Source organism: Shewanella sp., assembly GCF_047975355.1.
In the GTDB taxonomy this organism is placed as follows: Bacteria; Pseudomonadota; Gammaproteobacteria; order Enterobacterales; family Shewanellaceae; genus Shewanella.
In genome coordinates, this window is sequence record NZ_JBKEDJ010000023.1 from 17,169 (window position 1) to 43,866 (window position 26,698).

Consider the following 26,698-nt stretch of genomic DNA (forward strand, 5'->3'; position numbering starts at 1 on the left):
CTTAGTGTATTGATTAGTTTTTAGTATTTAGCTGAGACTCTCTGGCCCGAAAACACTGGAAAGCACAGCGGTAATGGTCAAGATGAATAACGCAACTAAGCCTTCGATGGCAATTGAGAGCTTGAGTTTGCGTAGTGCTATTTGCGTATTTGCAATCTTTAACCTAGGGACGAGGATAAATTTATGTAACGCCGCGATAAGTAAAATAATGCAGAAAAAACTCAGCTTAAGACTTATGGCAAGGCCGTAGTTACTGCTGAAAAACTCTGCGGGTTTATCAAATAATTGCCACAGTAAAGCTCCGCCGGAACCCGACACAAGAATGACGATGCCAATACCCAACTGGCCAAACTTATCCATCACATGGCGTATCAAGGTGAGATCGGCATGCGCACATAAACGCCATAATGGATAAAATGATCCTACCCAAGAGCCAATTGCCAAAACATGTAACAACAACATGCCTTGGGCGAATCGATTAAGCTCAGCGCTGTGGCCTAGTAGGCTAAAGGATGTCGCTAATATCAATCCGCCAACTAAGAGCCCGATCCAAGCGACACGCCTTAAGGCATTAACTGGACCAAGTACACTCCCGCATGCAATCAGCACAATGCTAAATCCGATAATGCGCCAAGTAACCGATTCGCCGATGGGGCTAGACCATAAAAACTGTCGCATTTGAGTATCAAACATGCCAGCAAAACCACTCTCGGCGAACGCTCCCACTTGCGCAAAGAAATTGATTACAACCGCAATGACACCTAAGCACGTTCCAATAAAAATATAGCGCCGTATGGCAACGGCTTCGCTATGCTGATCTCTCAGAAGGCCAAGCATCAATGTGCCGCCAATCAGGCTGGCGAAACTCACATAAATAGCCCATTTAGAGATCAGTGCCATTAAGTCAAATTCGGTTAATATCATGACTTAATTACCCAAATTAATGACGATTCATCCGTACTACAGGCATATCTTGCATGACCTCACTCATAGCTGTGCTACCGTGGACCATAAATTCAAATTGACCTTTCATTTTATGGCCATCATCACCCATAGCGACCCAGCTGACAGTGTAGTTAGATGCAGCTAATACAGGTAAATCCAACGAATACTGTGCCTGACTTTGTGTCGATGACGGTAGCATTAAGGCTATTTCTTGGTTACTCGCATCCTTTAACGAGAGTTTAACTAAGCGAATGGGGGCCGAAAATGCCAGTTCAAGCTTACTCGGGGGAGCCATTAACATGGCGCCTTTTGCCGGTGTTGAGCTGCTTAACCCAACATGCGCCAATACTGAGCCGCTTAATGTTAAGCCTGTTATTAATAACACTGTGTTGATTAGTTTCATTTTATGAACCTCTTTGTTTTGTATAGTTAAATGAATGACTTGCTTTATTTATCGTTAAAACCAAGCTTTTACGCCGACAACCAATTGTGTTTCCTGACTGTCTTCGCCTTTATCACGCGCAAAATCGGCCGTATTACCAAATTTTTTACTCCATTCAATGCCAACATAGGGGGCAAACTCTCGAATGAATTCGTACCGCAGTCTTAAACCAGTACTGATATTCGATATGCCTGCACCGATAGAGAGCTCGGCATCATTTTGGCCATAAAGGTTAATTTCAACCTCAGGAGTTAAGATTAACTTCTGGCTAATGAGCAGTTCATATTCAGCACTCAAGCGAATCGCAGTGCGCCCTGCATCACCAATGAATAATGCGGTATCCACCTCAAAAAAATAGGGTGATAAACCTTGTATACCCAGCACTGCCCAGTTACGCGATGGCGAAGGTTTAATATCTGTTTTTAAACCTATTTGTAGATCCCAATAAGGCGCAATGGCGCGGCTGTAGAGCGCCTGTAGTTCTACGTCTTGTTCATCGCTATTTTGATATTCACCTTCTGTTTTCAGCCACAGCTTATTCAGATCATGTCCAATCCAAGCTTGTCCACTAAAGCGAGTTGGATCCGCAGAATCGAGACCACGCTCAAGCTCATCAATCATAACTTTCGTTAGCAGTGGGTCATCCTCCCCGCCAGCCATAGCGAGCCCGCTCATGAGAGGAAGAGTTATCGCAATCAGACGGAGTACCAATCGATTAGTATGCTTCATATTCTCCCCCTTATTTGACCACGACTTTGCGGAACATGCCTGGCATGTGGAACAGTAAGTGACAGTGATACGCCCATTGTCCGATGGCATCCGCCGTGACTAAGTAACTGATTTTTGAACCAGGTTGCACCAGTACTGTGTGTTTGCGTGGAATAAAATCGGGGTCACCAGTTTCAAGCTCGCTCCACATGCCATGCAGATGCATGGGATGAGTCATCATAGTGTCATTGACTAGCGTGATACGCAGTCGCTCGCCGTATTCAAAAACCAAGGGCTCCGCATCCATGAATTTCACGCCATTCATCGACCACATATAGCGATTCATGTTACCCGTCAGGTGTAATTGGATTTCTCGGCTGGGTTGTCGTTTGTCATAGGTAGGATGTAAGCCTTTTATATCCGCATAAGTGAGCACTTTTCGATTAAACTTCTCTTTATGCTCTCTCAAGCCGATACCAGGATCGTGCAATCCGTTTTTGGGAGCATCCGCTCGCATGTCAACCTGCGGACCGAACTCGGTATCTAAATGCTTAATCTCATTATTACTGCCAAAGCCAGCTAATCCTAAAGCGGATTTGCTCACCTGCATTTTACTGTGGTCCATGCCCTGTATCTCACCGGCACTCATATCCATTTGGCTATGATCCATGCCTTGCATATCACCGGCACTCATATCCATTTGGCTATGATCCATGCCCTGCATATCATCGGCGCTCATATCCATTTGGCTGTGATCCATGCCCTGCATATCACTGGCACTCATATCCATTTGGCTATGATCCATAGCACCATGGTCCATACCTTCCATGCTCATTCCCATATCACTATGGCCAAGCAAAGGTACGGGATCCATTTTGGGCACTTCTGCATGTAAATGAGGATCAGAGGTGAGATTACCTACAGTGAAACCTGTTCTATCGATACTTTGTGCAAAAATGCAGTAGGCATTTCCCATCTCTGGCTCAACAATAACGTCATAGGTTTCTGCAACGCCAATGCGGAACTCATCAACGGCGACGGGCTGAATGTTCTGGCCATCACTTGCCACGACTGTCATTTTTAGACCTGGAATTCGCACATCGAATATGGTCATGGCGGCGCTGTTAATAAAGCGCAATCGAATTTTTTCACCTTGTTTGAAGATAGCTTGCCAACCTTGAGCTGGCGGATTGCCGTTCATTAAATAGGTATACGTCGACCCTGTAACATCGGAGATATCGCGATCGCTCATCCGAGCGTTGTTCCACATAGCGCGAGCATTCCATGTATTGGCTAAGCCGTTATTGGCAATATCAGAAAAAAGATCTGATACAGTACGCTCACGGAAATTGTAATAATCCGACTGTTTCTTCAATTTGGCGTAAATGGTTTCTGGGGCTGAATCTGACCAATCCGACAGCATCACCACATATTCTCGGTCGAATATCACAGGGTCGGCCTCTGCAGGGTCGATAATGATGGCACCAAATAGGCCTGTCTGTTCTTGATAACCCGAATGACTGTGGTACCAATAGGTTCCGCTTTGTTGCAGTTTGAATTGATACTCGAAGGTTTCACCGGGTTTAATTCCATTAAAACTAAAACCAGGCACACCATCCATGTTGGTGGGTAAAATAATCCCATGCCAGTGAATGGAACTGTCATTGTCGAGGTTATTTTTTACCCTTAGCGTGACAATTTCACCTTCCTTCCAGCGCAATAACGGCGCAGGCAGTCGCTGATTGACAACAGTAGCGCGTGCTGGCGTACCAGTGAAATTGACCATCATATAATCAATACTGAGATCAAATACCTTACCCGACAATTGAGTCACAGACTGACTCTGCGTATTGGCGAACACATTTTTGGGAAAAGGAATACTCGCCATTGCGAACATCGCAGAAGCCCCAAATACAAATTGACGGCGACCGTTTTTATCTAACTCTGTTGGGCTCTGTTGCATCCGAGTGGTTAACATAGGGATTTTCATCGTAATGACTCCTCAAGGCTATTCACTTGGGCGAAGACTTCTGTGGTACCATCAACTTTTAGCAATAGCACTTGGTATGGACGAAACTTGTCTTGATATTCCATCCCCGGACTACCTACGGGCATGGCCGGAACACTGAGGCCTACAGCGTTTGGAGAACGTTTTGTGAGAAATTCTTGTATGTATTTAGCCGGAATATGACCTTCAAATACATAGCCCTCGCTGGAAATGGCGGTATGGCAAGATTGATATGCAGTTGGAATACCCTTTTCCTGTTTTAGTGAAAACAGGTTTTCGACATTATGGCTATGGGTGATAAACCCTCGTTGATTGATATATGTCAGCCATTTTTCGCAACAGCCACAGTTAGGATTTTTATAAACATCAAAGATTACGGGTGCTTGTGCCCCATTGGCAATGGCGTATGGGCTATTGCCAAAAATAGTTAAGCCAAAAATTACGGCTATTTTTAGCTGTTTAGGCAAATAAGTGTGTTTAAAAAAGGGCATACTGCCTCCAAATCAAAATAAATAAATCAATGACCTAAAGCAAAATTGATTAATTTATAAAAGTAAAAATGATTTGATTGTTTAGGACAGTCGCCAAAAAATAGGCGTAACTGTGCCTAAATTAGGCGTATATGGGAGGGCGGTACAGGGAAGATTTATATTGTGGTAACACGCTCACCACTAGGATTTGAGTAAATTCTGTGGCTTGAATATTTCCTTCCAACTCAAGTTGTTTCATCGTTAATGCGACAGACAAGCAGGATCCCATGGGGCAGCTACACTGACTATCACAACAGTCTGAATGACTCTTGTCAGTCACATCCTTACCCATGTCCTTGTTTGTAATAGTTGAATGATGGCAAGTATTTTTCTGCTGCGAAGCCTGTGATGTTTTTGTACCATCAGCTGTGTGGACGGTTTTCATCTCCATTGGGCACGGCAAAATCACAGACGCAAATGCCTGACCAACAAACGTCAGTAGCACGCACACTATGATTAATTGTCTGATACTCAATGTAGAACTCCAACCCAACACGTCATTAAAGCTTAAACCAAAAGACAATTTTTTCTCAACACTTTTATACCAACCTCGCCATAGATGTGGTTAACCAAACAGACAAAAAGCACATAACATTTTGATATATTAGAAATAAATATTATTGAATTTCACTAAAAAACATGCACTAACATGATTCTCTAACAATCTACTCTCACTACGTTAGTTTTTAGCTGTCATCATATTGAATCGCAGTTACTACAGCAGTCACTTTTTTGCATTACTAAAATTTGGTCAATGCAATGACCTATCAGTCCCCCTACTCACTTAACTGAATCAGAATGGGGAATCTTAGGAATTGAAATGGCGGTTCAGCTAACCGCCATTCTAGTATTATGCTTTATTACTTAGGATGAGTATTTAATAGTCTTCTACTATAAACTTTTGAAGAAAAAGACTTTCCTTTAACCCGATAAATACTTCTGATGTCGCTTTCCACAGTGCACCGTCATCGACTGTCGGCACAGAAAGCCCTGTGCGTGCACTAGTGCAATAGAGAGTATTTAACCCAGACCCCCCGATAACTGGACAGGTCATCTGAGTAGCAGCAGAAAACAGACTGCAGTCAGTCTTTCCTGTTGGACTATAGCGCACAATTCGACTACCACCCCATTCAGCATTCCATAAGTAGCCCTTGGCATCAATGCAAGATCCATCCGGTGCACCCTCTCCTTCAAGCGCGACAAAAATGCGTTGATTGCCCAAAGAAGGATAATCGCAGCAGCAAATACGCCCTTGCATCGAATCGCAGTAATACATAGTGCCACCATCTGGGCTGAAACAGATACTGTTAGGGATAGACACTTCGGGCAGTGCCAGCGTCTCAACTTCCAACGAGGCGGCATTAAGACGGTGAAATTGGCCGATGGTTTGTACTGAGTCGCCGTCATCCATAGTGCCAAAGACAAAATTGCCTGATCGGTCGCAGCGGCCATCACCTATTCGTGTTCCGGTGCCCCCTGGTGAGGACGCCACTTCGGTAAAAATGCGAGTATCCAGATCATAGAATCCGAGACGAGATGCCAGCCCCATCAGCAGCCCCCCTGGCTTTTCGGTGAGTGCGAATGATCCGAGGCGTTCAGGCAGAGACCAGCGCATCAGGACGTCATTGTCTTCCTCAAAGGCGAGCAGTTCGCTGCCTTCAATGTCCGTCCAGTACAACCTGCGTGTTTCTTCGCACCACAAGGGGCACTCTCCCAGCGTATTCCTGACATCTGCTGCAATTGAAAACATCTTAATCCTCCGGGGGATGAAAGTACGCGTTGCGCTTTTAAGAAATGCTTAAGGACGTCACCCTGGGGCAGACGTCCGTAAAGATAAGGGATCAGAATTCTGCTTTGTCAGTGCAGAAAGCGCTCAGATAACTTCTCACCAAACAGCATGATGACGAGTCCGGCAAGCATGACAAACGTTCCACCCAGCTTCAGTCATGATACTGGCCGCTTGATGGCACCCAATAGACCAAAATGGTCGATCATTTGTGATGGTAGTAACTGCCCGACAATCGCCAGTCCGAGCAGGGCTGAAAAACCGATTTTTGGTGCGAGCACGACATAGCTAAACAGCGCACAGGCCCCGATCAGGCCGCCCGCCAGACTCCACAGCGGTTGCGATGGAATGGCCGCGAGCGAGGTGAATAATCCCCCGCGCAGCAGCGAGTATATCCCGAGGCTAAATGCCCCTGCAGCGAAGGAAAACAGCGCGGCGGTGACTGAGTCGCCCCCCAATCCTCGTGCCAGCTGGCTATTCAAGGTCGTCTGCAGCGTGATCCCCAGACCTGCGGCGAAGGCGATCAGGTAATATATCGTGCTCATGGGTTTCATTCCTGTGAGTGCGCCTGTGCCAGCGGCAGGAAGGCGTCAGCAAACATGTCAGGCTCATATCCGGCGGCGGCAAACAGATGCTCTCGCGATTCATCGATGGCGGCGCGAAGACGCGTGCTGTCCACGCCCAGCACCTTGCCGCCCTGCTTGACGATGCGCCCGCCAATCATGACGGTATCAATGTTGCTGCGCTCTGTCGCATGCACCACAGTGCCAAAGGCATTGCCGGACGGGTAGAGGTTGATGTCGCCGGCGTTTATCAGGATCAGGTCGGCCTGTTTGCCAGGTGTCAGGCTGCCAATCTTGTCCTGCAACCCTGCGCAGGCCGCACCATCGACGGTTGCCGCTTTGAGCAGCTGCGCCGCCGGAAGCGTTGTCAGGGAATCTGCGCAATCGCAGCTGTGCTGCTGGTGCATGCCCATCACCCGCTGAAGGTAAAAGGCCACGCGCATTTCCATAAACATGTCAGTGCTGTAAGAGGTTTCATTGTCGACGCTGAGGCCGGGGTTGATGCCATGGCGGTGCGCTGCCTGAATGGCAAACATGCCGTCTTCGATGCCGTAGTGCGCATCGGAGCGCGGGCAGACGTTTACCCGCACGCCCGCTTCCCGCAGGATCTTCCATCCTGCATCAGGCAGCGCCGTGCAGTGATTGAAAATATTGTCCGGGCCCAGCAGCCCCTGCCGATGCAGCGACTCCAGTTCAGATGCCATCAGAGAGCCAAAGAATTCGGTGACGATCGGCAGCCCCAACCTGCGGGCCTCGGCCCACAGCTCAGGTTCCAGCTGGGCCATGACCGCAAGAGATACAAGGCTGTCAGGGTTGTTGTTGAAATACTTTTCCTGCAGGCGTTGCCAGTTACCCGGCCAGTGGGCCTTGTCCCATTCCCCGGATACCGGTGCGCCGGAGGCATGAATGGCGCGAATACCCGCATCCAGCAGCGCCTCGACGGCAGCATCTGAATGGGCTGCGGTGCGGCTGTTATGGGAGTTGTCGATGACGGTGGTGATACCTGCGTCCATAGCTCCCAGGGCCGTCAGCAGGTTGCCGATATAGATATCGGCAGGGCGATAGTATTTGGCGAACGAGAAGTGGGTGGCGTTGCTGTAGTCGTCCAGACAGGTGGCATTGGGGTTGATGCGGCGCAGTTGCCCTTCCCATGCGTGGCGATGAGAATCCACCATCCCCGGCATGGCAATCATGTTGGTGGCATCAATCACATGGGCACCCGGTGCATCCAGGTTCTGACCCACGGCGGCAATGGTTGACCCACGGATAAGAATATCTCCGCGTTCAATGTTACCTACGCTCTCATCCATGCTCAGTATCGTCGCCCCGCGAATTAGGATGGCAGAGAGATTTTCATTCTGATTCTTTACAATGTTTCTTACGTAATCGGTCATATCAACACCTCGTACTTAATCAATAGCAATAAAGGTACGCCACTGCATTAATGTGAAAAAGACACTTAAAGTGTTTTTACTATTCATAATTTTCGAATAATGAAATGAGCTCGCACTTGTTGCCACACCTTGGCTAGGTACCCTGCAAGGCACTAGAAACCTTGATAAATAGCGTTTTAATACGGATGCAGACAGCATGGTTTTCTTCTAGTACGACTTAAGAAAAGATAGTCATAAGATGGTCGCTGAAACGCTTGGTTTCATTTTCTACGTCCGGCGCTTTGACCACATCATTTGTGATAAAGGTGGTCAGCGCTTCCATCCCCAAAAACTGATTGGCTTTATGAAAATGTAGGTATACTCCGTCTACGCCCTGACCTTCAAAGAATTGTTCCGGATCATTAAATGCTTCTAAGGGTGCATTCCATGTCAGAGAGAGCATGTATTTTTTATCCTGAAGAAGGCCGCCTGAACCATATTTTTTGGACGCATCCGCGCGTGTACGACCATCACTTTCGTACAGTGCACCATGACCTGCGGTGAACACCTCATCGATCCATTTTTTTACTGTCCATGGTTCACCCATCCACCATCCTGGCATCTGATAAATCAATACATCGCTGTTAAGGATTTTTGCTATCTCGCTATTAGGATCAAAATCACTGTCAGCGTTTGTAACCGATACTGTATGCCCAAGCTTGGTTAAAACCTCTCGTGCTGTGTTGACATAGAGCGTGTTTAACTCTCCTTTGGCAAATTCAAAACGTTTGGCACCATTGATAATAAGAATGTTACTCATAACTTTACTGCCTCTAACGGGATCATTGTTGATTGCTTAATCGTCAGCAAAACAGTACATCACGCTATTGACGCGAAAAAGATGCTTAAAGTGTTTTCATAATTCATAATCTACTAATAATGATATTAAGCAGATTTATCGGCTAGGTAGAAGGACAATGGATCGTATTCAGGCTATGCAAATCTTTATGCGGGTTGCTGAAGCTGAAAGTTTCGTGCGCGCGGCGCAAACGCTTTCACTGCCCTCATCAACAGTCACCAGCACCATTAAAAATCTTGAGAAATACTTACAGGTGCGCCTGCTGAACCGGACCACTCGACGGGTGAGCCTCACCCCTGAAGGTTTACAGTATCTTGCACAGTGTCAGGAAATACTCTCATTAATCGAGCATGCAGAAGCCAGCCTGACAGATGCAGTTAGACGACCACAAGGTCGTTTGCGGGTTGATATGCCCAGTGGGATTGCCCATTTCATTGTCATGCCAAAATTAAAAGAATTTCATGCGCGATATCCAGATATCTACCTGATGATAGGTGTGAGCGATCGGCAGATCGATCTCGTTCAAGAGGGTGTGGATTGCGTGATCAGATTGGGAGAACTTAATAATTCCACTCTGGTTGCCCGACCATTGGGCAGGTTTCGCTGGGTAACCTGTGCATCGCCTGAATATCTTAGGCAAAACGGTGTTCCGCAATCACCTGAAGAACTATCCGAGCATAAGGCAATCCACTACTTCTCAAATCAAACTAGGCATGCGAACGAAATGCGTTTTGTCAGAGGCACAGATCCCCTCACCGTACCTGTCAGCGGTGCAGTAGCTGTGAATGAAACGGGGCTGTATATCAAAATGTGTTTAGAGGGCTATGGACTGGGTCAACTTGCTGAAAGGGTTGTGTCAGAGCACTTGCAGGAAGGAAGGCTAATCGAGGTACTTAAAGACTGGCAACCCCCTTCAGTACCTATAAATTTGCTTTACCCGCATCAACGATTCCTTTCTCCCGCCGTGCGCGCATTTGCAGACTGGATAGCCGAGATCTGATATTGCAACAATAGTGTGCAATCCTTCAGTTTATTTCCCTCCCACATTTTTTAATCCCGATATATTCTATGCGCTGTGAAAAATGAATGAGCGCATAGACAGTGAACCCAGATCTATGCCTTCAGTCGTATAGAAAAGTTCATCTTTATGATTTGATGTACCAGCAATAGTGATGGCTGGAATGTAATGTTCTAGTGTCGGATTTGATATGTTCATGAGCCGACCCATTGAGTAGGTATCGATAAGTGGACTAAAGTTTCTTACGTCCAGTTTTTGTTTTACGAAATCATCAAACTCAATTGCCCAATCATGTGCTTTGCCATCAAACCTTAAGGCTCGTAAGTTATGAACAATATTGCCAGAACCTAGAATGAGCACTCCTCTGTCACGTAATTGAGATAGCTCTTTGCCGATGTCAAAGTGCCATTGCAAATCTTTGGTTAAATCTATCGATAGCTGAAAAACGGGCACGTCCGCATCTGGAAAAAGTGAATCCAAAACAGACCAAGCTCCATGATCAAGGCCCCAACTCTCATCGGTGTTAACATTGAAAGTTGCTAACATTGCTGCAACTTCTTTTGCTAAGCTAGGATGCCCATTCGCTGGATATTGTTTGTTATTAAGTTGTTCTGGAAATCCATAAAAGTCATGAATTGTCCTAGGCACAGCGGACACATCAACAAGCGTTGTCCCATTTGTCATCCAGTGGGCTGAAATTACCAATATTGCCTGAGGTTTAGGTAGCGAACGTCCTAAGTCTTTCCAACTCTGGCTGTATTGATTATGCTCAATTGCGTTCATTGGACTACCATGCCCCAAAAATAAGGTAGGCATTCTTTCAGATAATTTAAAGCGAGATTTTAGCGCTTGAAGAGAAGATGTAAGGCTCATTAGGTACCTACTTTGATTAAACAAATATAAAGAGGTGCTACCTTACGCAGCACCTACCTAGTCATGCATACTTTCCTAGCAATTTGCTTATCATGGGGTGCTTTAGAGCATACGCACCACTGCCCAATAGTATGAGTGATGCTTGTGCTGTTGCCCAAAATAGCGGGTATTCCCATCCCCCACCTTGATTAGTGAACATCCAACCGTTGCTACTATGTACCCACACAGCGCCCAGCAATACAGGCAACAGAACGAGTGAAACAGCCCTAGTTGCAACACCTAAAATAAGAGCCAATCCTCCCCCTAACTCAGCAAAAATCGTCAAATAGGCGAAAATTGCCGGAAAGCCAAGACTTTCAAAGTAAGCAACGGTCCCGGGTATAGTGAACACGAAAACCTTTGTTAAGCCATGAGCCAAAAATAGGACACCAGTGGCGATTCGAAGTAACAATGCTGCATAGGGTGCTGTCTTTAATTCAATCATGGTTATATCCTCCATCAGGGCTATGATTATCTTGCTAACCAGGCAGGTGCAATCTGAGTGCCTTGTCCAGCCATGTAACCGAAATGAATATTTAAATATGCAAGAGGCTCTAAGTAACGCGCATTGATAAGCCCACCAGCGTCGACTGCATCAAAGCCTGCTTCTTTTGCTACTTTCATGACGATTCCCTTTGCATCTTCATCATCAGCCGCTACAAAAGCTGGCACCGCTCGACCATTGAAATCTAAACCTTGGTCATAAATTTGAGCAAAAACAGTATTAAACGCCTTCACTACCTTTGCTTTTGGCATTAGTTTTTGAATTTCTTCTGCGGCTGAAGAATCAAAACCTACTGTGATCCCAGAAAAATCCGCTTTAACAGGGTTGGTAACGTCAATAACGACTTTACCGCCGAAATCAGCTGCTGAAGCCAACTCGTTTACGGCAGCGTATGGAATGGCTAACATGACAATCTCGGCATTCTTCACTGCTGTTGCAATATCACTCGCTTGAACGCGAATACCCTCTTTAATTAATGTTTCTGCAAGACCACGTGCACCTTCGATATCACGTGATGCAACGACGACACCATGTGAAGTTGCACCAAATGTTTTTGCTAAACCAGAACCAATATTTCCTGAACCAATAATTGCGATATTCATGACTTTTCTCCGACTATTTAAAAATTAATTTAATTGGCATTTGCCATGTAAAAAGTATCTACCTCTATCTTTGACAACACAATGTTGATTATGTAGATTGAATATCAACAAAATGTTCTTAATCGAGATATCTATGGATCTTATTGATGGGCTTAAAGCATTCGTGGCAACGGCACAAACAGGCTCTTTTACAGACGCTGCCGAACAGCTAGGTATCTCAAATCGGTTAACGTCTAAATATGTTGCTCAACTTGAAGAAAAGTTAGGTGTACTGCTACTACAAAGGACGACACGAAAAGTAGGGGTTACGCCCAGCGGACAAGAGTTGCTAGCAAAGGCCCCGGCAATACTCGATGAATTGGATGAGCTTCTTGGCTCTATATCAGATGATTCTCAAGGCTTAACAGGCGTTTTGAGAATCGCTGCACCTGTGACATTTGGGGAACTGTTTATCAGTGATATTTTAAGTCGCTTTTCTACACTGCATCCTAAGCTTGCAATTGATCTGCGTTTGAGTGATGAACATGTCGATCTCGCTAAGGAAGGCTTTGATTTAGCATTTAGAGTTGGAGAGCCTGACATAGTAACGTTGAAGGCACGTAAACTTGGAGAAATAACCAGCTTATTGGTTGCTAGTGCCGATTACCTTTCAAAGAACAAAGCGCCAGAAACTCCAGCAGACTTGAAAATGCATACTTGCATTGTCGACACGAATAGACGAGATGCAAGGCGTTGGTCTTTTTACAAAGATGCTGAAGAGTACACATTTGCACCAAGCAGAAACTTGTTGGTAAACAGCGCACGAATAGCAAAAGAATGGGCACTTAATGGACGAGGCATAGCCTTATGCCCAAGTTTTGTTTTGCAGGCAGAAATTGAATCAAAAATGTTAACGCCACTGCTTAGCGATTATGCAATGAAAACGTCTCCCCTTTACGCTGTCTATTTATCGCATAACCTTGTACCTAAAAAAGTAAGAGCACTCATTGATTTTGCTATTGACGACTTTCGCAATAAGTCGTGTTGACTGTATATAAATAGGGGCACATTAATTTAACGATTTGATTTAGAATATAAATTTAAATCGACTTTGTGGGTACTTTATATCATGACAAGAATTTTGTCGTCTAGGCGCGTAATCTTAAACCGTTTTATTGGGTCGACACTCGGCATGAGGCATGTCAGCGCAAATACAAGATTGTTTATCAGTAACGTTTTCGAAACACAGCGGTGAACAATCGAGTAAAGATTAAATATTGTCTTGAACTCACGACAAGCCTAACTAAGAATTGATGTATTTAGGAAAGTAAAGGAAGTAAAGACTGAACACAGCAGTTATGTGACAAAACGTTAAATTGACCCTAGGTTAAAATTAAGCAGAGGTCATTAAATGGTCACACTTTGGTCACGAAGAGAGAAATGGGATAGTGAACGTCGAAAAATCAAAAAGCCCATGCTATTAAATAGCATGGGCTTCATGAATGTTGGCGGAGCGGACGGGACTCGAACCCGCGACCCCCGGCGTGACAGGCCGGTATTCTAACCAACTGAACTACCGCTCCAAACTTTTATTATACCGCTACTAGAGCACTATAATTTTAACTTTCAATAACTTGACTGGCGGAGCGGACGGGACTCGAACCCGCGACCCCCGGCGTGACAGGCCGGTATTCTAACCAACTGAACTACCGCTCCACTCAAGTTGCGGAGAATAATACGGTCGAGCCTTGCTAGCGTCAACCGTTTTTTTCACTCTATTGCATCGTTTAGTTAAAATTTCGCCAAACTTAACAAAACCCCATGATAAGTGGACAAAATATCCGCAAAACCATGTCTAACCCCCCCCTGCAATGGGCGGTTAGTTTATCTGCGTGGGTCGGACTCGTCCGGCATGGTCAAATCAATTTCATCCAGTGATGGGGCCTCTGGCTTATTCTGCTCAGCCTCATCTAACATACGCTGCTCAGCGGCGGCTAGCGCCTGCGCTAAACTCTGCCGTTTACGCCAAACAATCAGCCCCGCGACTCCGAGCACTAATAACACGGCATTGATGCTAATGATCCAAAAGAGCGCATCCTGTTTTGCGACGGCTTCTTCTTCAGCGGCCTTTTGTGCTGCAACAGCGGCTAACTCCTCTTCACTCGGTGGAGGCTCTGGTGGTTGGACTAAGTTAAAGAAGAGTTCGGGTAAATCGAGCACAATTTCACGACCAGTGACAGTAGTTGTCGCCACAGTGCCTTTAATTCGGTAACTGCCAAACTCTGTCACAGGCGGTATCGGCAGTTCAGTGTCACTCTCTTTAAGCCCATGAAGCACAAGAGGAAGCTGTAAACCTGCAGGCCCAACAAGCTCGAAGGAGAAATGGGTTTCGGCCAACTGCAGTACACTGCTATCGGCGTGCAACATGATTTTCCATTGCCCCGTTAAGGGATCCTCTGGGGTGATCACTTCGGCATTAACTGGCCGTGGGGATAAGGTAAAGGGAAATGAAACCTGTCTCTCAAACACGTTGTTACGTGCCTGCACCACAAAGTCGTACTCACCCCAAGGCTGCTTTAGATTGATATCGCTGGTAAACATGCCATCGTCGGGTCTTTCATCAAACTTTTCGCCATTATCTTTGTAGGAACCAACGATAATGTCACCTGCGGCAAAGTTCTCATCCCCAGTACGATGTTTACTCACAAAATGCGCGGTCCACTCGACTAAATAATCTAGCCCTGGCATACGTACCCGCTCCGCATCCCCCATCAATTGAGCGACCACTTTGGCCTCTTCGCCTTGGAATAAGGGTTGCGGCAATCGTTGAACTTCGATCTCCAGTTTAGAGACACGTTTTAGTTGCGATCCCGGAACAACCTTACCCACCAATTGCCAAGGGCCCGGTTGAGGCGATTCGATATAAATGATGTCCCCGGTGATGCCATCGACCCATTTAACTGTTTCTGGATGACGATTGGCATACCACTTACTACCATCGGGCAGTACGATAACCACTGGCGCCGAACCGTATTCCCGTTGGATCAACAGCGTCATACTGCTGACCATATGGTCAACCCGAAATCGATTTTTAAGTTCAGAGGCGGTACTCACTGGCACCACTTGAGTCGTCACAGGCTTGGGCGGTTTTGCCTTAACGTCCGTGCTCGGTTTCGCATCAGCTTGCTTTTGGGCACTTACTTTAGCGTCAGCGGGTTTATCGGCACTCGCATTAGCCTCATTGACTTTAACAGTATTGGGTTTTGCGTCACTGGGCTGCGCATCTTTGCCCTGAGTCGCCAGATTCGTGGCTGGCGTTGTGGGTTTTACCGCTACAGACTCAGCATCAGCCGCAAACGATGGCGCGCTCAAGCAGAGACTGCTGAGCACTAAGGTGGTATTCAGTAGGGATTTTCGCAGCGACATCGTCATAGGCTATAAATTATCCTCTCCAGAGGCATTTTCCTGATTTTGCGACTAAATCAAGACGCTCTTCATGCATAACGAGTTCATCGGCCGATGCGCGGATCACTTTAAGATTAAGTGATGTGGGATCAAAGCGTTGAATACCACCGGCCTCTTGGCCGACTTCTTCGTTTGAAAGATTAAACTTAGTCTGTCCGCCCGTCATCGCCAAATACACATCGGCAAGGATCTCGGCGTCGAGTAAAGCCCCGTGATAATGACGGCGAGAGTTATCTATGCCATAACGTTTACACAGCGCGTCTAAGTTGTTCTTTTGTCCAGGATGCAAAAATTTCGCGATGTCGAGGGAGTCTAAAATCTCACAAATCTCACTCGTCTTTGGCCCTAAAGGCTGCAGCAGTGAAAACTCATGGTCCATAAAGCTCACGTCGAAGTTTGCGTTATGGGCCACAATTTCTGCGCCACTGATAAAATCGATAAACTCCTGCGCTATCTGATGAAATCGCGGCTCATTGGCTACGCGCTCATCGGTGATCCCGTGAACCGCAATGGCTTCTGGGTCAATCGCTTGGCCGGGATTAATATATTGATGGTAATAACGTCCCGTTAAACGGCGGTTGATCACCTCAACACAGCCTATCTCAATAATTCTGTGCCCTAAATACACTGCACCACTGCCTTGGTTCATACCCGTGGTTTCAGTATCCAAAATAACCTGACGGCTCGCGTTTGAGATAATATTCATACTTTTATGCGCTTCTTATGACATTTTTTGGTTATACTCGGCCGATATTTACACTGCTGGTAACCATTTGATGACTGAACTAAAACTAATCCACATCTTCACCGATGGCTCTTGCTTAGGCAATCCTGGCCCCGGTGGCTATGGCATTGTAATGAATTATAAGGGCCATACAAAGGAGATGTCCGATGGTTTTGCCCTGACGACCAATAATCGCATGGAATTATTAGCCCCAATCGTGGCACTTGAGGTCTTAAAAGAGCCCTGTAAGGTCGTTTTAACCAGCGATAGCCAGTATATGCGCCAAGGGATCACCACTTGGATCCACGGTTGGAAGAAAAAAGGTTGGATGACCTCCAATCGCACGCCTGTGAAAAATGTCGATCTCTGGAAACGCCTAGACAAAGCCGCCCAGCTCCATCACATCGATTGGCGCTGGGTAAAAGGCCATGCAGGTCACGCCGAGAATGAACGCTGCGATCAACTCGCCCGCGCCGCCGCCGAGGCGAGCCCAACCCAAATAGATGAAGGCTATCAGGCTGAATCCTAATCCCAACACTCAGTTTGGCGCTCACGATTGCGCCGTTAGCTCCCGAGATAAATGGAAAAAATTACTGCAAAACTGCACAAAAGCCGAACCTAGCGACGTTGCTTGGCGGCTCTTATGGGTGATGCGGTAAAACTGTCGCTCTAGCACTAATCCTTCAATGGTGACTAGGGCCAACTCTTTTCGGCTGATGTCTTTATCCAGCGCCAATTCTGAGAGAACGCCCAATCCCGCCCCTTGTTTTACCGCAAGCTTGATAGCGTCGGGGGTAGTAAAGCAAAATTTCGCCTCGGGCTGCATTCCCAACTCATTGGCGGCATTAACAAAATATTCCCGTGTGCCCGAACCTTCTTCCCGCAGAACCCAGGATTGTCCTTTGACCACAGCGGGTTTGACCGTTTGCCCAGCGAGAGGATGAGCGGGATGGCAAAAGACTAATAATCTGTCCTTATGCCAGGGTTCAATATTCAATCGGTTATCGGTGCAATGTCCCTCGATAAAGCCTATTTCGGCGCGAAATTGCACGACCGATTGGATCACATCTTGGGTATTGGTAATCGCCACATCCACATGGGTCTGAGTGTGTTGCTGACAAAAGGCTACAGCCGCTTTTGCTAACAAATAGTTACCGATAGTGGAACTGGCACTCACACTTAAATGTCCGACTAAATCCCCGTCTTGGCGAGTGAATGCCTGCTCGATTTGCTCGACCCGATGTAACAAGTCCGTGGCCAGTGGTAGCAAGAGATTGCCCTGGGAGTTGAGTTGTAACCTATTGCCAATCCGCTCAAATAAACGGGCATTAAGTTGCTTTTCTAATTCGGCCAAGGCCATTGAGGTCGCTGGCGCAGAGAGATTAACCTGCTCCGCCGCTTTAGCCACTTGCCCACTGCGTGCAACGGCTTCAAATACCGCAAGTTGCCTTAAGGTTATACGCATAACAGACTCATTAATGGATGGAATTATTTGGTATGTTCGGATAAATGCCCGGTTCTGCCTGCGCTGGGGGCGGTAGACCAATTAGGTTGTAACACCTTACGTTTGTCGCGGATTGGCGTTAATGGCGACTCTAATTTACGTGCCACAATCAAATATAAGCTGCCCGCACTGGGTAGCCATGAGGCCAAGGTTTGCTGCATAAAACGGCCATCATTAAACTCACCAATTAACGGGTGGTAGACTAAACGTTCATCACTGACCACTTGATAGCCTAATAGCCCTAACCAGTCTCGCACTCGAGAGGGCATAAAAAAACGCCCGCACCAGGGTAGATTGGCCTGATATTTTGGCCATAACTTACCGAGAAACACTGGGCTTAGGGGATTAAAGCCCACGATAAATAAGTAGCCGCCGGCGATCAGCACCCTGTCGGTTTCCCGCAGGATACGGTAAGGATCGGCTTCAAATTCGAGCAACAGGCTCATCAACACCGCATCAATCACCCCATTTTGTAAGGGCAAATGACAAAAATCACCAATGAGCGAGGCATTTGGCTCTGAGCACAAAGAAAAATGATGAGCAACGGGGGATGCCATACTCGACAGCTCGGCACTTAATGGACCCAGTTTGAGTAGGTGGTAACCAAATACCCTCGGCCACCAATCGGCAAGCTTATCGGCCACGGCTTGTTGGAGTGCAAAACCATTGGGCAAATCTTCCCATTGCTCGGGTTTGCGCACAGTACTGTAATACGACACAAGTCTCCTCCCTTCCCGTTACCGTTTGCTTAATGCTGAATTGAGATCACCCTATCTTGCCATAGCAGCCTTGGCTTTTGTCTCATGCAATACCAACTGTCGCCAAATGGATCCCTCTTATGGATAATAACCCTATCTTCAAATCGAAATACAGCGATCGGCGGTGCTATGCTCACTATAACAGCGATTAATGCCTTTAATGACAATTATATCTGGGTGTTGCGACAAGACTCCCAGCAAACTGTGTATGTGGTTGACCCGGGCGATGCCAATGTCGTACTCGACTACTTGCACAAACATCAACTCACGCTTGCAGGTATTTTGATCACCCATCACCATAGGGATCACACTGGTGGTATCGCCGCCCTCGCAGCCCATGTTGAGCAAACAACAAGCCATGCCTTAGCGGTTTATGGCCCACAAAGTGAAGATATTCAAGGCATCAATCTGCCAATTGACCCAAAGCTCAACGATACACTCACCCTGCCCTTTATTGATGCGCCCGTGCGTATCTTGTCTGTGCCTGGTCATACGGCTGGGCATATCGCCTATCTGGTTGATGGCGCACTATTTTGTGGTGATACACTCTTTAGTGCAGGCTGCGGCCGATTATTTGAGGGCACCCCTGCACAAATGTGGCAATCCTTAAGTCTGCTCGCGGCGCTGCCCGATGCAACCTGCGTGTACTGCGCCCATGAATACACCCTCGCCAATCTGAAATTTGCCCAAGCGGTCGATAGCGATAATGAAGCACTCAAGGCGTATGTGAAACGCGCCAACGACCTTCGCGCCCAAAACAAAGCCACTATCCCCTCTACAATAGGATTAGAGCGGGCAATTAATCCCTTCCTGCGTCCATTGGCGCCCACCATAGTCAACAGCATAAAAAGTAAGTTTTGTGATCAAGATCTGACTAAAGCAGATGAACTGACCTGCTTTACCCTACTCAGGCAGTGGAAAGATATTTTCTAGTTAAAAACGATCCATTTATGGCTGAAATTTATACAGATTTTTCCACTTTTGATGATGTAAATCAAAAGCGACCCTACAAGATGTACGATAATTTAAGGACAAGATCGAAAAGATCCCATAGAATGGCTCGTTTTTGCGTGAATACTTTGCGCTCTGTGTTGCCACTATTTACATAATAATCAATCAATTAGCTTGTTCATGCTATTCGATGTGTGCAGTGGCAATGCACTAACAGAGGACTATCGTTTTCCATGAGAGTATCACTTTATGTTGTAGTAGGGGGATTTGCCCTACTCACAGGTTGTCAGACCTTAGACAACCATCAGGTGACCAAACCTGAAGCTGAAACCGTCACAACCGAAAATAGCGTCCCACAGTATTATCTCGCAACCGAACCTGAATCGGCGCAAATTACTGATGTCTGGGAGCGAATTCGTCAAGGAATGCAACTCCCCGTTCCTGACAAAAAATTAGTTAACTATTATCGCGATTGGTACATTAACAACCCCAAACACCTCGAAGTGATTTCTGAGCGTGCGGCACCATACATGTATTTGATCGTCGAAGAACTTGAAAAGCGCCATCTGCCGATCGAGATCGCACTACTGCCTATTATTGAAAGCGCTTTTGATCCCAGCGCTTCATCGGCCAGTGCAGCATCAGGGCTTTGGCAATTTACCACTCCAATGGCCAGCCATTTTGGGTTGGAGATGAACTGGTGGTACGACGGCCGTCGCGATGTGCCCGCCTCCACCGTGGCCGCCTTAGATATGCTCGAATATCTGTACGACAAAACCAATAATAATTGGCTCTATGCGATTGCGGCCTATAACTCTGGCGAGTCTCGTGTGCTCAATGCAATTAAACGCAATGAGGATAAAGGACTTAAAACCGACTTTTGGTCACTCGATCTCCCTAAAGAGACAGAGCGTTACGTGCCGCAATTATTGGCCCTCGCCGAAGTGATTAAACACGCCGATGAATACGGCATCACACTGGCACCGATTGATAACAGTCCTTCTATCGAAGTTGTTGATATTGATAGCCAAATTGATTTAGCTATGGCCGCTGGGCTCGCCAATATGACGACCCATGAGCTAATAAAACTCAATCCAGGATACAACCGCTGGGCTACCGCACCGACGGGCCCCCATACCTTGGTATTGCCGATTGATAAGTCAGAAGAGTTTAAAAAAGCGCTGGCCGAAACTGAGAGTGAGGCGCGTGTTAGTTGGCTCAGATACACCATTAAATCCGGTGACAGTATCGGCGCCATCGCACAAAAGCACCATACCACAGTCAATGCGATCCGCGCGGCTAATGGTATGAAAAATAACACTATCGTCGCTGGAAGACATCTTATTATCCCTGTCTCCGCCAACGATAAACAGCTATATGCGATGTCAACCAGCCAGAAGTTACCCAAAAAGGCCGCAACTTCTAGGTCTGGCAATAAATTGACTTATAAAGTGAAATCCGGCGATACCCTGTGGCAAATAGCGCAGGCTCATAAGGTATCAGTTAAGCAACTTACCGCTTGGAACCATTTAAGCAAAGACAGTAAATTGCAGTTAGGCCAAAAACTAACCATAGTTGCACCGCAAACCCAAGCGGAAGCGGAACAAATTCGTACCGTCAGCTACAAGGTGAAATCAGGCGATTCATTAGCGCGCATTGCCAGCAAGTTTAAAGTGACTGTCGCTGAACTGCTTGAATGGAACAGCTTAACGTCATCACAATATATTCAACCCGGCCAAGTGTTAAAGCTGGTTGTAGATGAAAGTCATTTAAATGCTTAATTGGCTAATGCTTAGTTAAACCCAAATAATCGGCAAAGGCTCAGTAAGCCTAAAAGCTTAAGCTTTGTGCAATTAGACAATCAAAAACAAAAGGCAGTAACCCTAAGGTTACTGCCTTTTTTATTTGCAGGTGGCTTGGTTGTCTGTCTTTCGAAGAGTGTTATCCTTGAAACACAACTATGTGTAAAACTCAGTTCTCTTTCACACTCAGTTACGCAAATTTTGAAATAAGCACTATTCGAGTGTTAGTAACAGCACGACAGGTGTCATTGCTGGTAACTCGCTCTCCATCGGCTTAGCGGCAAATTGCGCCTCAAGATGAGCCCCTTCATTTGGGATCCCTGCCAAGGCTTTTGGCGGGATCGCAAACCTGACCACCAGCTCCTCACTAGCGGCTAACTGCGTATCGCGCAGGGCCTGAGTAAACATCATATCGTCAGACCAAGCCCAAAGACGCTTTCCTTGCACTGTGGTCAGTAGCAAATCGGCAATCATGCCCGAGTAATAACGCAGTGCGACCGCCTGAGTCGAGGGATTGCGAACCGTTAATGTAGCCTTAAGGGGTTGTTTAAAATCCACAAAAGCATCGAGGGAAAGCGTACCCATGAGCAAAGCCTGAGACGGTTTGTTCGATACCTGTTCCACTTTTAAGCTGGATTTTGCTTCAATTCCCTGTAGTTTCGCTGCTAAATCGGCGGTCTGTACCACTTCTGGTTGTTTTGCCGCCTCGGTACGAATATCCGTTTTTGGCACATTAGTCTGCGCTTGCGGGGCAAAGCAGCCAAACAGCTGCCCCGCCACCAATGCCATCCCAAGCGGGCGCGCAATACGCGCTAATGCCTGCTTAGGTTGAAGCTTGCTACCAGACACTTGCTTAGCGGTGTGTTTTCCCATGCCTAAAAACCACCGAGTTTTTTCAGTAGGGAGTCCTTTAATTTATCCTTGGCTTTATCCGTTTCTTCCTTCAACTGATTGTTCAGCAGTGCTTGGGTATCTAAGGCGTATTCAGGCTTTTGGAAGGTGCCGGTGATCGCAAGCGGAATATCAATTCCAGCCAATGCATCTTTCTCACTGCCGCCTTGACCTTTGAGGGAGTTAACTAAGGTCGTGGTCAATCGATAATCCAGCGCTTCAGTCAGAAGATTTGCACTGCCCTTACCCACCACACGTAATAGCGGTGATGACATGGCAAGATCAGGATTTGTCGCTACACCGTTCTCCAGGCTGAAGTTACCCGTCAGGCTCGAGAAGTCGGTTTTACGCTCTTCTTTGGTGTCGGCAGACATGTCACCTTTTAACTTGGCCTGAGCGCTACGGATCATTTGTGGAATATTCACCCCGTAAAGGGCACCGTCGGTAATATCAAAACGGCCATTAGCAAGTAGGTTTTTCTTCAACTGCTCTGGAATTAAACTCTTACCTTTACCCTTGACGTTGAAATTAGCCGTACCCGCTAGGATTTCCAGCTCAGCGGCATCCTTGAGTAATGGACGAATTTGCACACCCGAGATTTGCTTATCAAATTGGTAACTGGCAACTTTTGAACGGGCATCAACCTGCGCATTGAGCATCAACTTACCTTGATAAAGATCCGCCGTCAGTTGCTTAAGGTCAACCACACCATTCTTAATGCCTAAATCCATCAACCAGTTTTGCGTTGACAGGTTCGCCACCTTGATGGATTTGACCGCCAATGTCAGTTTGGCATCTATGCCGTTGAGCGCGGTAAGATCTGGCTCAACCGCCTGAGTCTGTGAAGGCGTGGCAGCGGCTTGTTTTTCCGCCGTATCCGATTTTGGCAGCAAGGCATCGAGGTCAATGTCACCCAGTTGAAAATCCGCGTTAATTTGCGGCACTTTACTGCCGTAATTCACCGCCAACTTACCCGCTGCATTAATATCCATCGCCATTAATTTACTGATGTCCGCCGACAACTGCTTTTTATCTAATGCGATTTGGCTGTTTAGGCTAACCTCAGCAGTCAATTTTTTATTGGGGATCCCCTCGCCTTCAACTTGAGTCTCAATATCCAGCTTCTCAATCACCAGCTGATTAAAATCATGGCTTAACTTGATTTGTCCTTCGCCTTTGCTGCTCACTGTCATATCCGGCAGGATCGCGGCAAATTCGTAGGCCATAGGCGCGAATTTATCGAGTGAAAATGCCCCCAGCGTAAATTGCTTCAAGGTTAAGGTTTGGGTTTGTCCCTTAGCTTCATCAATCAAATTGATTTCGGTATTGGTAATCGAAACGCCGCCCACATCAATGCTCGTTAATTGTGCTTTGGCGCTTGGCTCGGCAGGCGTTGCTGGTTTTTCAGCACCCTTACCCGTTAAGCCATCGAGGCTCGAACTGCCATTTTTACGGGTGACCAGATTGATTTTTGCACCATCAAGGCTTAGCTGCGCGATTTCAATTTGCTTGCTAAAGAGTGGCATAAGCTCGACTTCTGCCACAGCTTTATTCACTTCAAGCATAGCTTTGGGTGTAAATCCCTCGGGATTAGAGAGTGAAATCCCCCCTAGATTAATCCCAACCGTCGGAAAAAATGTCCACGACAAATCATCACCGATGACAAGCTCACGTCCAGTCTGCTTTTTAACGGCGTTGACTATTTCTGGTTTAAAATCATTAGGGTCGAAAAATACGGTGAGATATAAGGTGACTGCAACCACTAAGGTCACCAGAAGAGCTAAAAGCCACTTAATGAATTTCATAGAAACATCCTTATCAATAACATCTTGAATTTTTGATAACACTTAACTTAGAAAGGCAAAGTTTAATGACGCCTCGCTCACGGCAACGCCATTCTCATCGGCATAAAGCATCATGCCGGGTTTTACTGTCACGGCGCCAAACTCAATTGGCACATCGATTTGACCTTGGTTTAATTTTTCGGTCTTGATCGGCATAGCCCCTAAGGCATAGACACCGAGATTAAAAGTAGAAAGCCTAGCCACATCACGGACATAGCCATTAATCACCACACCTTGCCAACCGTTATCGAGGGCACTTTGGGCAATCAAATCCCCAAGTAATGCCCGCCGGGGTGAACCGCCACCATCGACGACCAATACTTTTCCATGACCGGGCTGGGCCAGCACTTCTTTCACTTTGGAGTTATCTTCAAAACATTTGACCGTTACAACTTCACCCCAAAACAAACGCTTACCACCAAAACTGCGAAAATCGAGCGGTAACAGCGACAGTTTTGTAGGGTAGTGATCGAACAAATCAGGCAATAGATCAAACATTTGGATCTCCGCGAAGTGAAAAGTTTAGACTAACCATTATTGTAGACCCCTACAAGCCCAATTCGAAACTCGACTTTTTAACTACTTTTACACGTTAAATAGTTTACGAACATTGGCATAAACATGATAATCTGCGATAGTTAACCTCCTATGACACCCGCTTGGGTACGTTAATTCATTATTTCGCTTCTCAACTTCTTGTAATAAAGTGAACGCCAAATGACAACAGATCTTGATTTGCAAAGCGCTATTGCCGCGCTCGATGAATATGGATATGAGAAAAAAGCCTCAACGGATCTTGAGCAAGCCCGTAATAAACAACAAATGGGGAAATATATCAAATCCCTAGACTACAGTTTACGTCGATTATTGATATTGCAAGAAACTGTTAACGAATTAGTAGAAGAAAAGAAACATCAGCTCGCACAACAAGAAAATATTCAAACCTATAAAACCAAAATCATCAACCTCTCTCGCGAATTAAACCTTTCCTACGAAGAAGTTTTAGCCATCATGGCAGAGACTAGCACTAAGAAATAACCCTCTTCGAAAATCGCGCATCTTACCCTTTCCGCTAATGTCTCGGTTCAATACAGCATCTCAGGATTGTTGCTTGAGTGATTTTGGCGGTCTTAAGGACGTCATTAAAAATCATTCATGACCAATGAATCGATTTTAAGCGAATGGCGTTTAACGCATAGATATAAGGCGCTTAGTTAGCGCCTTATATTTGGATGATGGATTACTGTTCTAACATTAATTGGCGAATATATTTCACCGGCGCACTACCATAGCTTAAAAACTTCTCATGGAATGCTTTTAGGTCAAAATCCTTGCCTTTGAGCTGCTTATATTCTTCGCGGAAATCGTAAATTTCGCGGTAACCCGAGTAGTAACTGGTCAACTGCACTTGGCTTAGGGTGGCACGGCGCCATTTACCTTCCGCCTCAGCACGTTGCTGGAACGCTTCATCCATCATCAGACTAATGGCTTGCTCTTCAGTCATGCCTTTAACATGAATGCTGTAGTCTAAGATGGTGTTACAGATAACACGTAAATTCCACTTGTAATACATCAACCACATTTCAGGCTCGAAATTACCATAACCTTCTTCAAGCATCATGCGTTCGGTATAAACAGCCCAACCTTCGACCATAGCGCCATTACCAAATAAGCTTTTCACTAAGCTTGGTGACTCATTGGAATAAACTAATTGGGTGTAATGTCCAGGAATCGCCTCATGGATATTTAAAATCTGTAATATCCAGTGGTTATATTCGCGTAAATAGCTTTCTGCGGATTCATCACTCATACCATCGAGTGGTGTGACGTTATAATAGGTATTGCCTAATTTATCATAGGGGCCAGGGGCACTAATCGACGCTCCCGCATAACCACGCATATACTCCGGAGTTTCACGCACAACTAATGGTTTTTTAGGATCTAAGGTCACTAAGTCTTTTTGATTTACAAATTCAATCAACTCAGGAATTTGTTTACGTACTTCGCTCACAAAGTCATCACGCTTAACGTGCTCTGTCGATAATTTATCAATCAATTGGCGAATCGCGATTTTATTGTCGGCAGGTTTTGGCGTAGTGAAATATTTTGGCCACAGCTTGTCGGTGATCTTCGCCATTTCACCTTGCACTCTTTCTTTATCCGCCACGGCTTTTTGATAAAGCTGTTTTGCTGTCATGCCCGCTTGGATATCAAAGGCAAACTTTTGCTCGTATAATTCTTCACCAATTCTAAAGCTGCGAGCGCCGTCTTTTTTAAGCTGGCTGACCTGCGTATTTAACCAAGTGATATGTTCATTAATGGCTTTCGTTGCAGTATCAAAACGTGACTTAAACAGCGATTTTTCCGCATCAGACAGACCAGAATCCGCCACTTGCTTTAATAAATCATCGGAGAACACTGAAAATGCGCCTTGGTTTTGCATCACCGCCAATTCAGTGTGTTCTAAGGTTGGCTGCTGAATATTGCTGCGCGCTGCGGCGTAATAAGCAGGGATATTTTCCATTCTGG

Annotated in this window: 27 protein-coding genes and 2 tRNA genes; 6 read left to right on the forward strand and 23 right to left on the reverse strand. The window is 46.2% G+C overall.

The features are described 5' to 3' along the window. Positions 1-27: 27 nt before the first annotated feature. The 10 genes from ACK5NH_RS08270 to ACK5NH_RS08315 all read right to left on the reverse strand — a co-directional run bounded on the left by ACK5NH_RS08270 (position 28) and on the right by ACK5NH_RS08315 (position 9,175). The gene (locus tag ACK5NH_RS08270) at positions 28-924 is read right to left on the reverse strand and encodes a copper resistance D family protein (RefSeq protein ID WP_416919114.1); all 897 of its coding nucleotides are present in this window, start codon (positions 922-924) and stop codon (positions 28-30) included. 16 nt (positions 925-940) lie between these two features. Beyond that, the gene (locus ACK5NH_RS08275) at positions 941-1,348 is read right to left on the reverse strand and encodes a copper resistance CopC family protein (protein ID WP_416919116.1); all 408 of its coding nucleotides are present in this window, start codon (positions 1,346-1,348) and stop codon (positions 941-943) included. Positions 1,349-1,402: 54 nt separating this feature from the next. After that, a complete protein-coding gene (locus tag ACK5NH_RS08280; RefSeq protein WP_416919118.1) occupies positions 1,403-2,116 on the reverse strand; it encodes a copper resistance protein B in 714 nt (237 codons plus the stop codon). Between the two features lie 10 nt (positions 2,117-2,126). Further along, positions 2,127-4,085, reverse strand: a complete 1,959-nt coding sequence (locus tag ACK5NH_RS08285; protein WP_416919120.1) for a copper resistance system multicopper oxidase — start codon at positions 4,083-4,085, stop codon at positions 2,127-2,129. Next, the gene (locus tag ACK5NH_RS08290) at positions 4,082-4,594 is read right to left on the reverse strand and encodes a DUF411 domain-containing protein (protein ID WP_416919122.1); all 513 of its coding nucleotides are present in this window, start codon (positions 4,592-4,594) and stop codon (positions 4,082-4,084) included. Before ACK5NH_RS08290 ends, ACK5NH_RS08285 begins: the two co-directional genes overlap by 4 nt. 121 nt (positions 4,595-4,715) lie before the next feature. Next, entirely contained in the window at positions 4,716-5,108 is a 393-nt protein-coding gene (locus ACK5NH_RS08295; RefSeq protein ID WP_416919124.1) for a CopL family metal-binding regulatory protein, read from the reverse strand. A gap of 402 nt (positions 5,109-5,510) precedes the next feature. Beyond that, positions 5,511-6,383 (reverse strand): SMP-30/gluconolactonase/LRE family protein, encoded by an 873-nt coding sequence (locus ACK5NH_RS08300; RefSeq protein ID WP_416919126.1) that lies wholly within the window; start codon positions 6,381-6,383, stop codon positions 5,511-5,513. A 194-nt stretch (positions 6,384-6,577) separates the two neighbouring features. Beyond that, positions 6,578-6,964, reverse strand: coding sequence for a DMT family transporter (locus ACK5NH_RS08305; RefSeq protein WP_416919128.1), 387 nt, complete (start codon positions 6,962-6,964; stop codon positions 6,578-6,580). Positions 6,965-6,969: 5 nt separating this feature from the next. After that, positions 6,970-8,376: an amidohydrolase family protein gene (locus ACK5NH_RS08310; protein WP_416919130.1), complete on the reverse strand. Its 1,407-nt coding sequence runs from the start codon at positions 8,374-8,376 to the stop codon at positions 6,970-6,972. 217 nt (positions 8,377-8,593) lie between these two features. Then, positions 8,594-9,175 (reverse strand): NAD(P)H-dependent oxidoreductase, encoded by a 582-nt coding sequence (locus ACK5NH_RS08315; protein WP_416919132.1) that lies wholly within the window; start codon positions 9,173-9,175, stop codon positions 8,594-8,596. 157 nt (positions 9,176-9,332) lie between these two features. Between ACK5NH_RS08315 and ACK5NH_RS08320 the strand changes: the two genes are divergently transcribed. Continuing rightward, positions 9,333-10,214 (forward strand): LysR family transcriptional regulator, encoded by an 882-nt coding sequence (locus ACK5NH_RS08320; RefSeq protein WP_416919134.1) that lies wholly within the window; start codon positions 9,333-9,335, stop codon positions 10,212-10,214. Positions 10,215-10,280: 66 nt separating this feature from the next. On the opposite strand, the gene ygiD is transcribed toward ACK5NH_RS08320, so the two are convergent. The 3 genes from ygiD to ACK5NH_RS08335 form a co-directional block, all read right to left on the reverse strand. Continuing rightward, positions 10,281-11,105 carry a 4,5-DOPA dioxygenase extradiol gene (ygiD, locus tag ACK5NH_RS08325; RefSeq protein WP_416919135.1) on the reverse strand — a complete coding sequence of 275 codons (825 nt, stop codon included), beginning with the start codon at positions 11,103-11,105 and terminating at the stop codon, positions 10,281-10,283. A gap of 61 nt (positions 11,106-11,166) precedes the next feature. Then, positions 11,167-11,589: a DoxX family protein gene (locus tag ACK5NH_RS08330; protein ID WP_007648404.1), complete on the reverse strand. Its 423-nt coding sequence runs from the start codon at positions 11,587-11,589 to the stop codon at positions 11,167-11,169. A gap of 26 nt (positions 11,590-11,615) precedes the next feature. Then, a complete protein-coding gene (locus ACK5NH_RS08335) occupies positions 11,616-12,251 on the reverse strand; it encodes an NADPH-dependent F420 reductase (RefSeq protein WP_007648406.1) in 636 nt (211 codons plus the stop codon). 133 nt (positions 12,252-12,384) lie between these two features. On the opposite strand from ACK5NH_RS08335, the gene ACK5NH_RS08340 reads away from it, so the two are divergent. Further along, positions 12,385-13,278 (forward strand): LysR substrate-binding domain-containing protein, encoded by an 894-nt coding sequence (locus ACK5NH_RS08340; protein WP_416919137.1) that lies wholly within the window; start codon positions 12,385-12,387, stop codon positions 13,276-13,278. Positions 13,279-13,736: 458 nt separating this feature from the next. Here the strand turns inward: ACK5NH_RS08340 and ACK5NH_RS08345 are convergent. The 4 genes from ACK5NH_RS08345 to dnaQ form a co-directional block, all read right to left on the reverse strand. Next, positions 13,737-13,813, reverse strand: a tRNA-Asp gene (locus ACK5NH_RS08345). Between the two features lie 56 nt (positions 13,814-13,869). After that, positions 13,870-13,946, reverse strand: a tRNA-Asp gene (locus ACK5NH_RS08350). Between the two features lie 168 nt (positions 13,947-14,114). Continuing rightward, complete coding sequence (locus ACK5NH_RS08355; protein ID WP_416919139.1) at positions 14,115-15,662, reverse strand: TIGR03503 family protein; 1,548 nt, start codon at positions 15,660-15,662, stop codon at positions 14,115-14,117. Positions 15,663-15,672: 10 nt separating this feature from the next. Next, entirely contained in the window at positions 15,673-16,401 is a 729-nt protein-coding gene (gene dnaQ, locus ACK5NH_RS08360; RefSeq protein WP_416919141.1) for a DNA polymerase III subunit epsilon, read from the reverse strand. A 70-nt stretch (positions 16,402-16,471) separates the two neighbouring features. Here dnaQ and rnhA point away from each other — a divergent pair, with 70 nt between their 5' ends. Next, positions 16,472-16,948, forward strand: coding sequence for a ribonuclease HI (gene rnhA, locus ACK5NH_RS08365; RefSeq protein WP_416919143.1), 477 nt, complete (start codon positions 16,472-16,474; stop codon positions 16,946-16,948). A gap of 21 nt (positions 16,949-16,969) precedes the next feature. On the opposite strand, the gene ACK5NH_RS08370 is transcribed toward rnhA, so the two are convergent. Together ACK5NH_RS08370 and ACK5NH_RS08375 are read right to left on the reverse strand one after the other, a co-directional pair. Continuing rightward, positions 16,970-17,884 (reverse strand): LysR substrate-binding domain-containing protein, encoded by a 915-nt coding sequence (locus tag ACK5NH_RS08370; protein WP_416919145.1) that lies wholly within the window; start codon positions 17,882-17,884, stop codon positions 16,970-16,972. 23 nt (positions 17,885-17,907) lie between these two features. Next, entirely contained in the window at positions 17,908-18,642 is a 735-nt protein-coding gene (locus tag ACK5NH_RS08375) for a class I SAM-dependent methyltransferase (protein WP_416919147.1), read from the reverse strand. Positions 18,643-18,810: 168 nt separating this feature from the next. On the opposite strand from ACK5NH_RS08375, the gene gloB reads away from it, so the two are divergent. Both gloB and ACK5NH_RS08385 read left to right on the forward strand, forming a co-directional pair. Continuing rightward, a complete protein-coding gene (gene gloB / locus ACK5NH_RS08380) occupies positions 18,811-19,614 on the forward strand; it encodes a hydroxyacylglutathione hydrolase (RefSeq protein ID WP_416919149.1) in 804 nt (267 codons plus the stop codon). 251 nt (positions 19,615-19,865) lie between these two features. Then, on the forward strand, positions 19,866-21,413 hold the full coding sequence (locus tag ACK5NH_RS08385; RefSeq protein ID WP_416919151.1) for a LysM peptidoglycan-binding domain-containing protein: 1,548 nt from the start codon (positions 19,866-19,868) through the stop codon (positions 21,411-21,413). Between the two features lie 234 nt (positions 21,414-21,647). Here the strand turns inward: ACK5NH_RS08385 and ACK5NH_RS08390 are convergent, their stop codons facing one another. Genes ACK5NH_RS08390 through ACK5NH_RS08400 form a run of 3 tightly spaced genes read right to left on the reverse strand, consistent with a single transcriptional unit; the run spans position 21,648 to position 24,667 of the window. Then, on the reverse strand, positions 21,648-22,307 hold the full coding sequence (locus ACK5NH_RS08390; protein ID WP_416919153.1) for a BsuPI-related putative proteinase inhibitor: 660 nt from the start codon (positions 22,305-22,307) through the stop codon (positions 21,648-21,650). Between the two features lie 2 nt (positions 22,308-22,309). Then, positions 22,310-24,130: an AsmA family protein gene (locus tag ACK5NH_RS08395; RefSeq protein WP_416919155.1), complete on the reverse strand. Its 1,821-nt coding sequence runs from the start codon at positions 24,128-24,130 to the stop codon at positions 22,310-22,312. A gap of 42 nt (positions 24,131-24,172) precedes the next feature. Continuing rightward, entirely contained in the window at positions 24,173-24,667 is a 495-nt protein-coding gene (locus tag ACK5NH_RS08400; RefSeq protein WP_416919157.1) for a putative 4-hydroxy-4-methyl-2-oxoglutarate aldolase, read from the reverse strand. Between the two features lie 219 nt (positions 24,668-24,886). Between ACK5NH_RS08400 and ACK5NH_RS08405 the strand changes: the two genes are divergently transcribed. Next, positions 24,887-25,207: a hypothetical protein gene (locus tag ACK5NH_RS08405; RefSeq protein WP_392448877.1), complete on the forward strand. Its 321-nt coding sequence runs from the start codon at positions 24,887-24,889 to the stop codon at positions 25,205-25,207. Between the two features lie 202 nt (positions 25,208-25,409). Here the strand turns inward: ACK5NH_RS08405 and ACK5NH_RS08410 are convergent. After that, positions 25,410-26,698 (reverse strand): DUF885 domain-containing protein (locus ACK5NH_RS08410; RefSeq protein ID WP_416919160.1); only part of this gene is annotated, 1,289 nt, incomplete at its 5' end.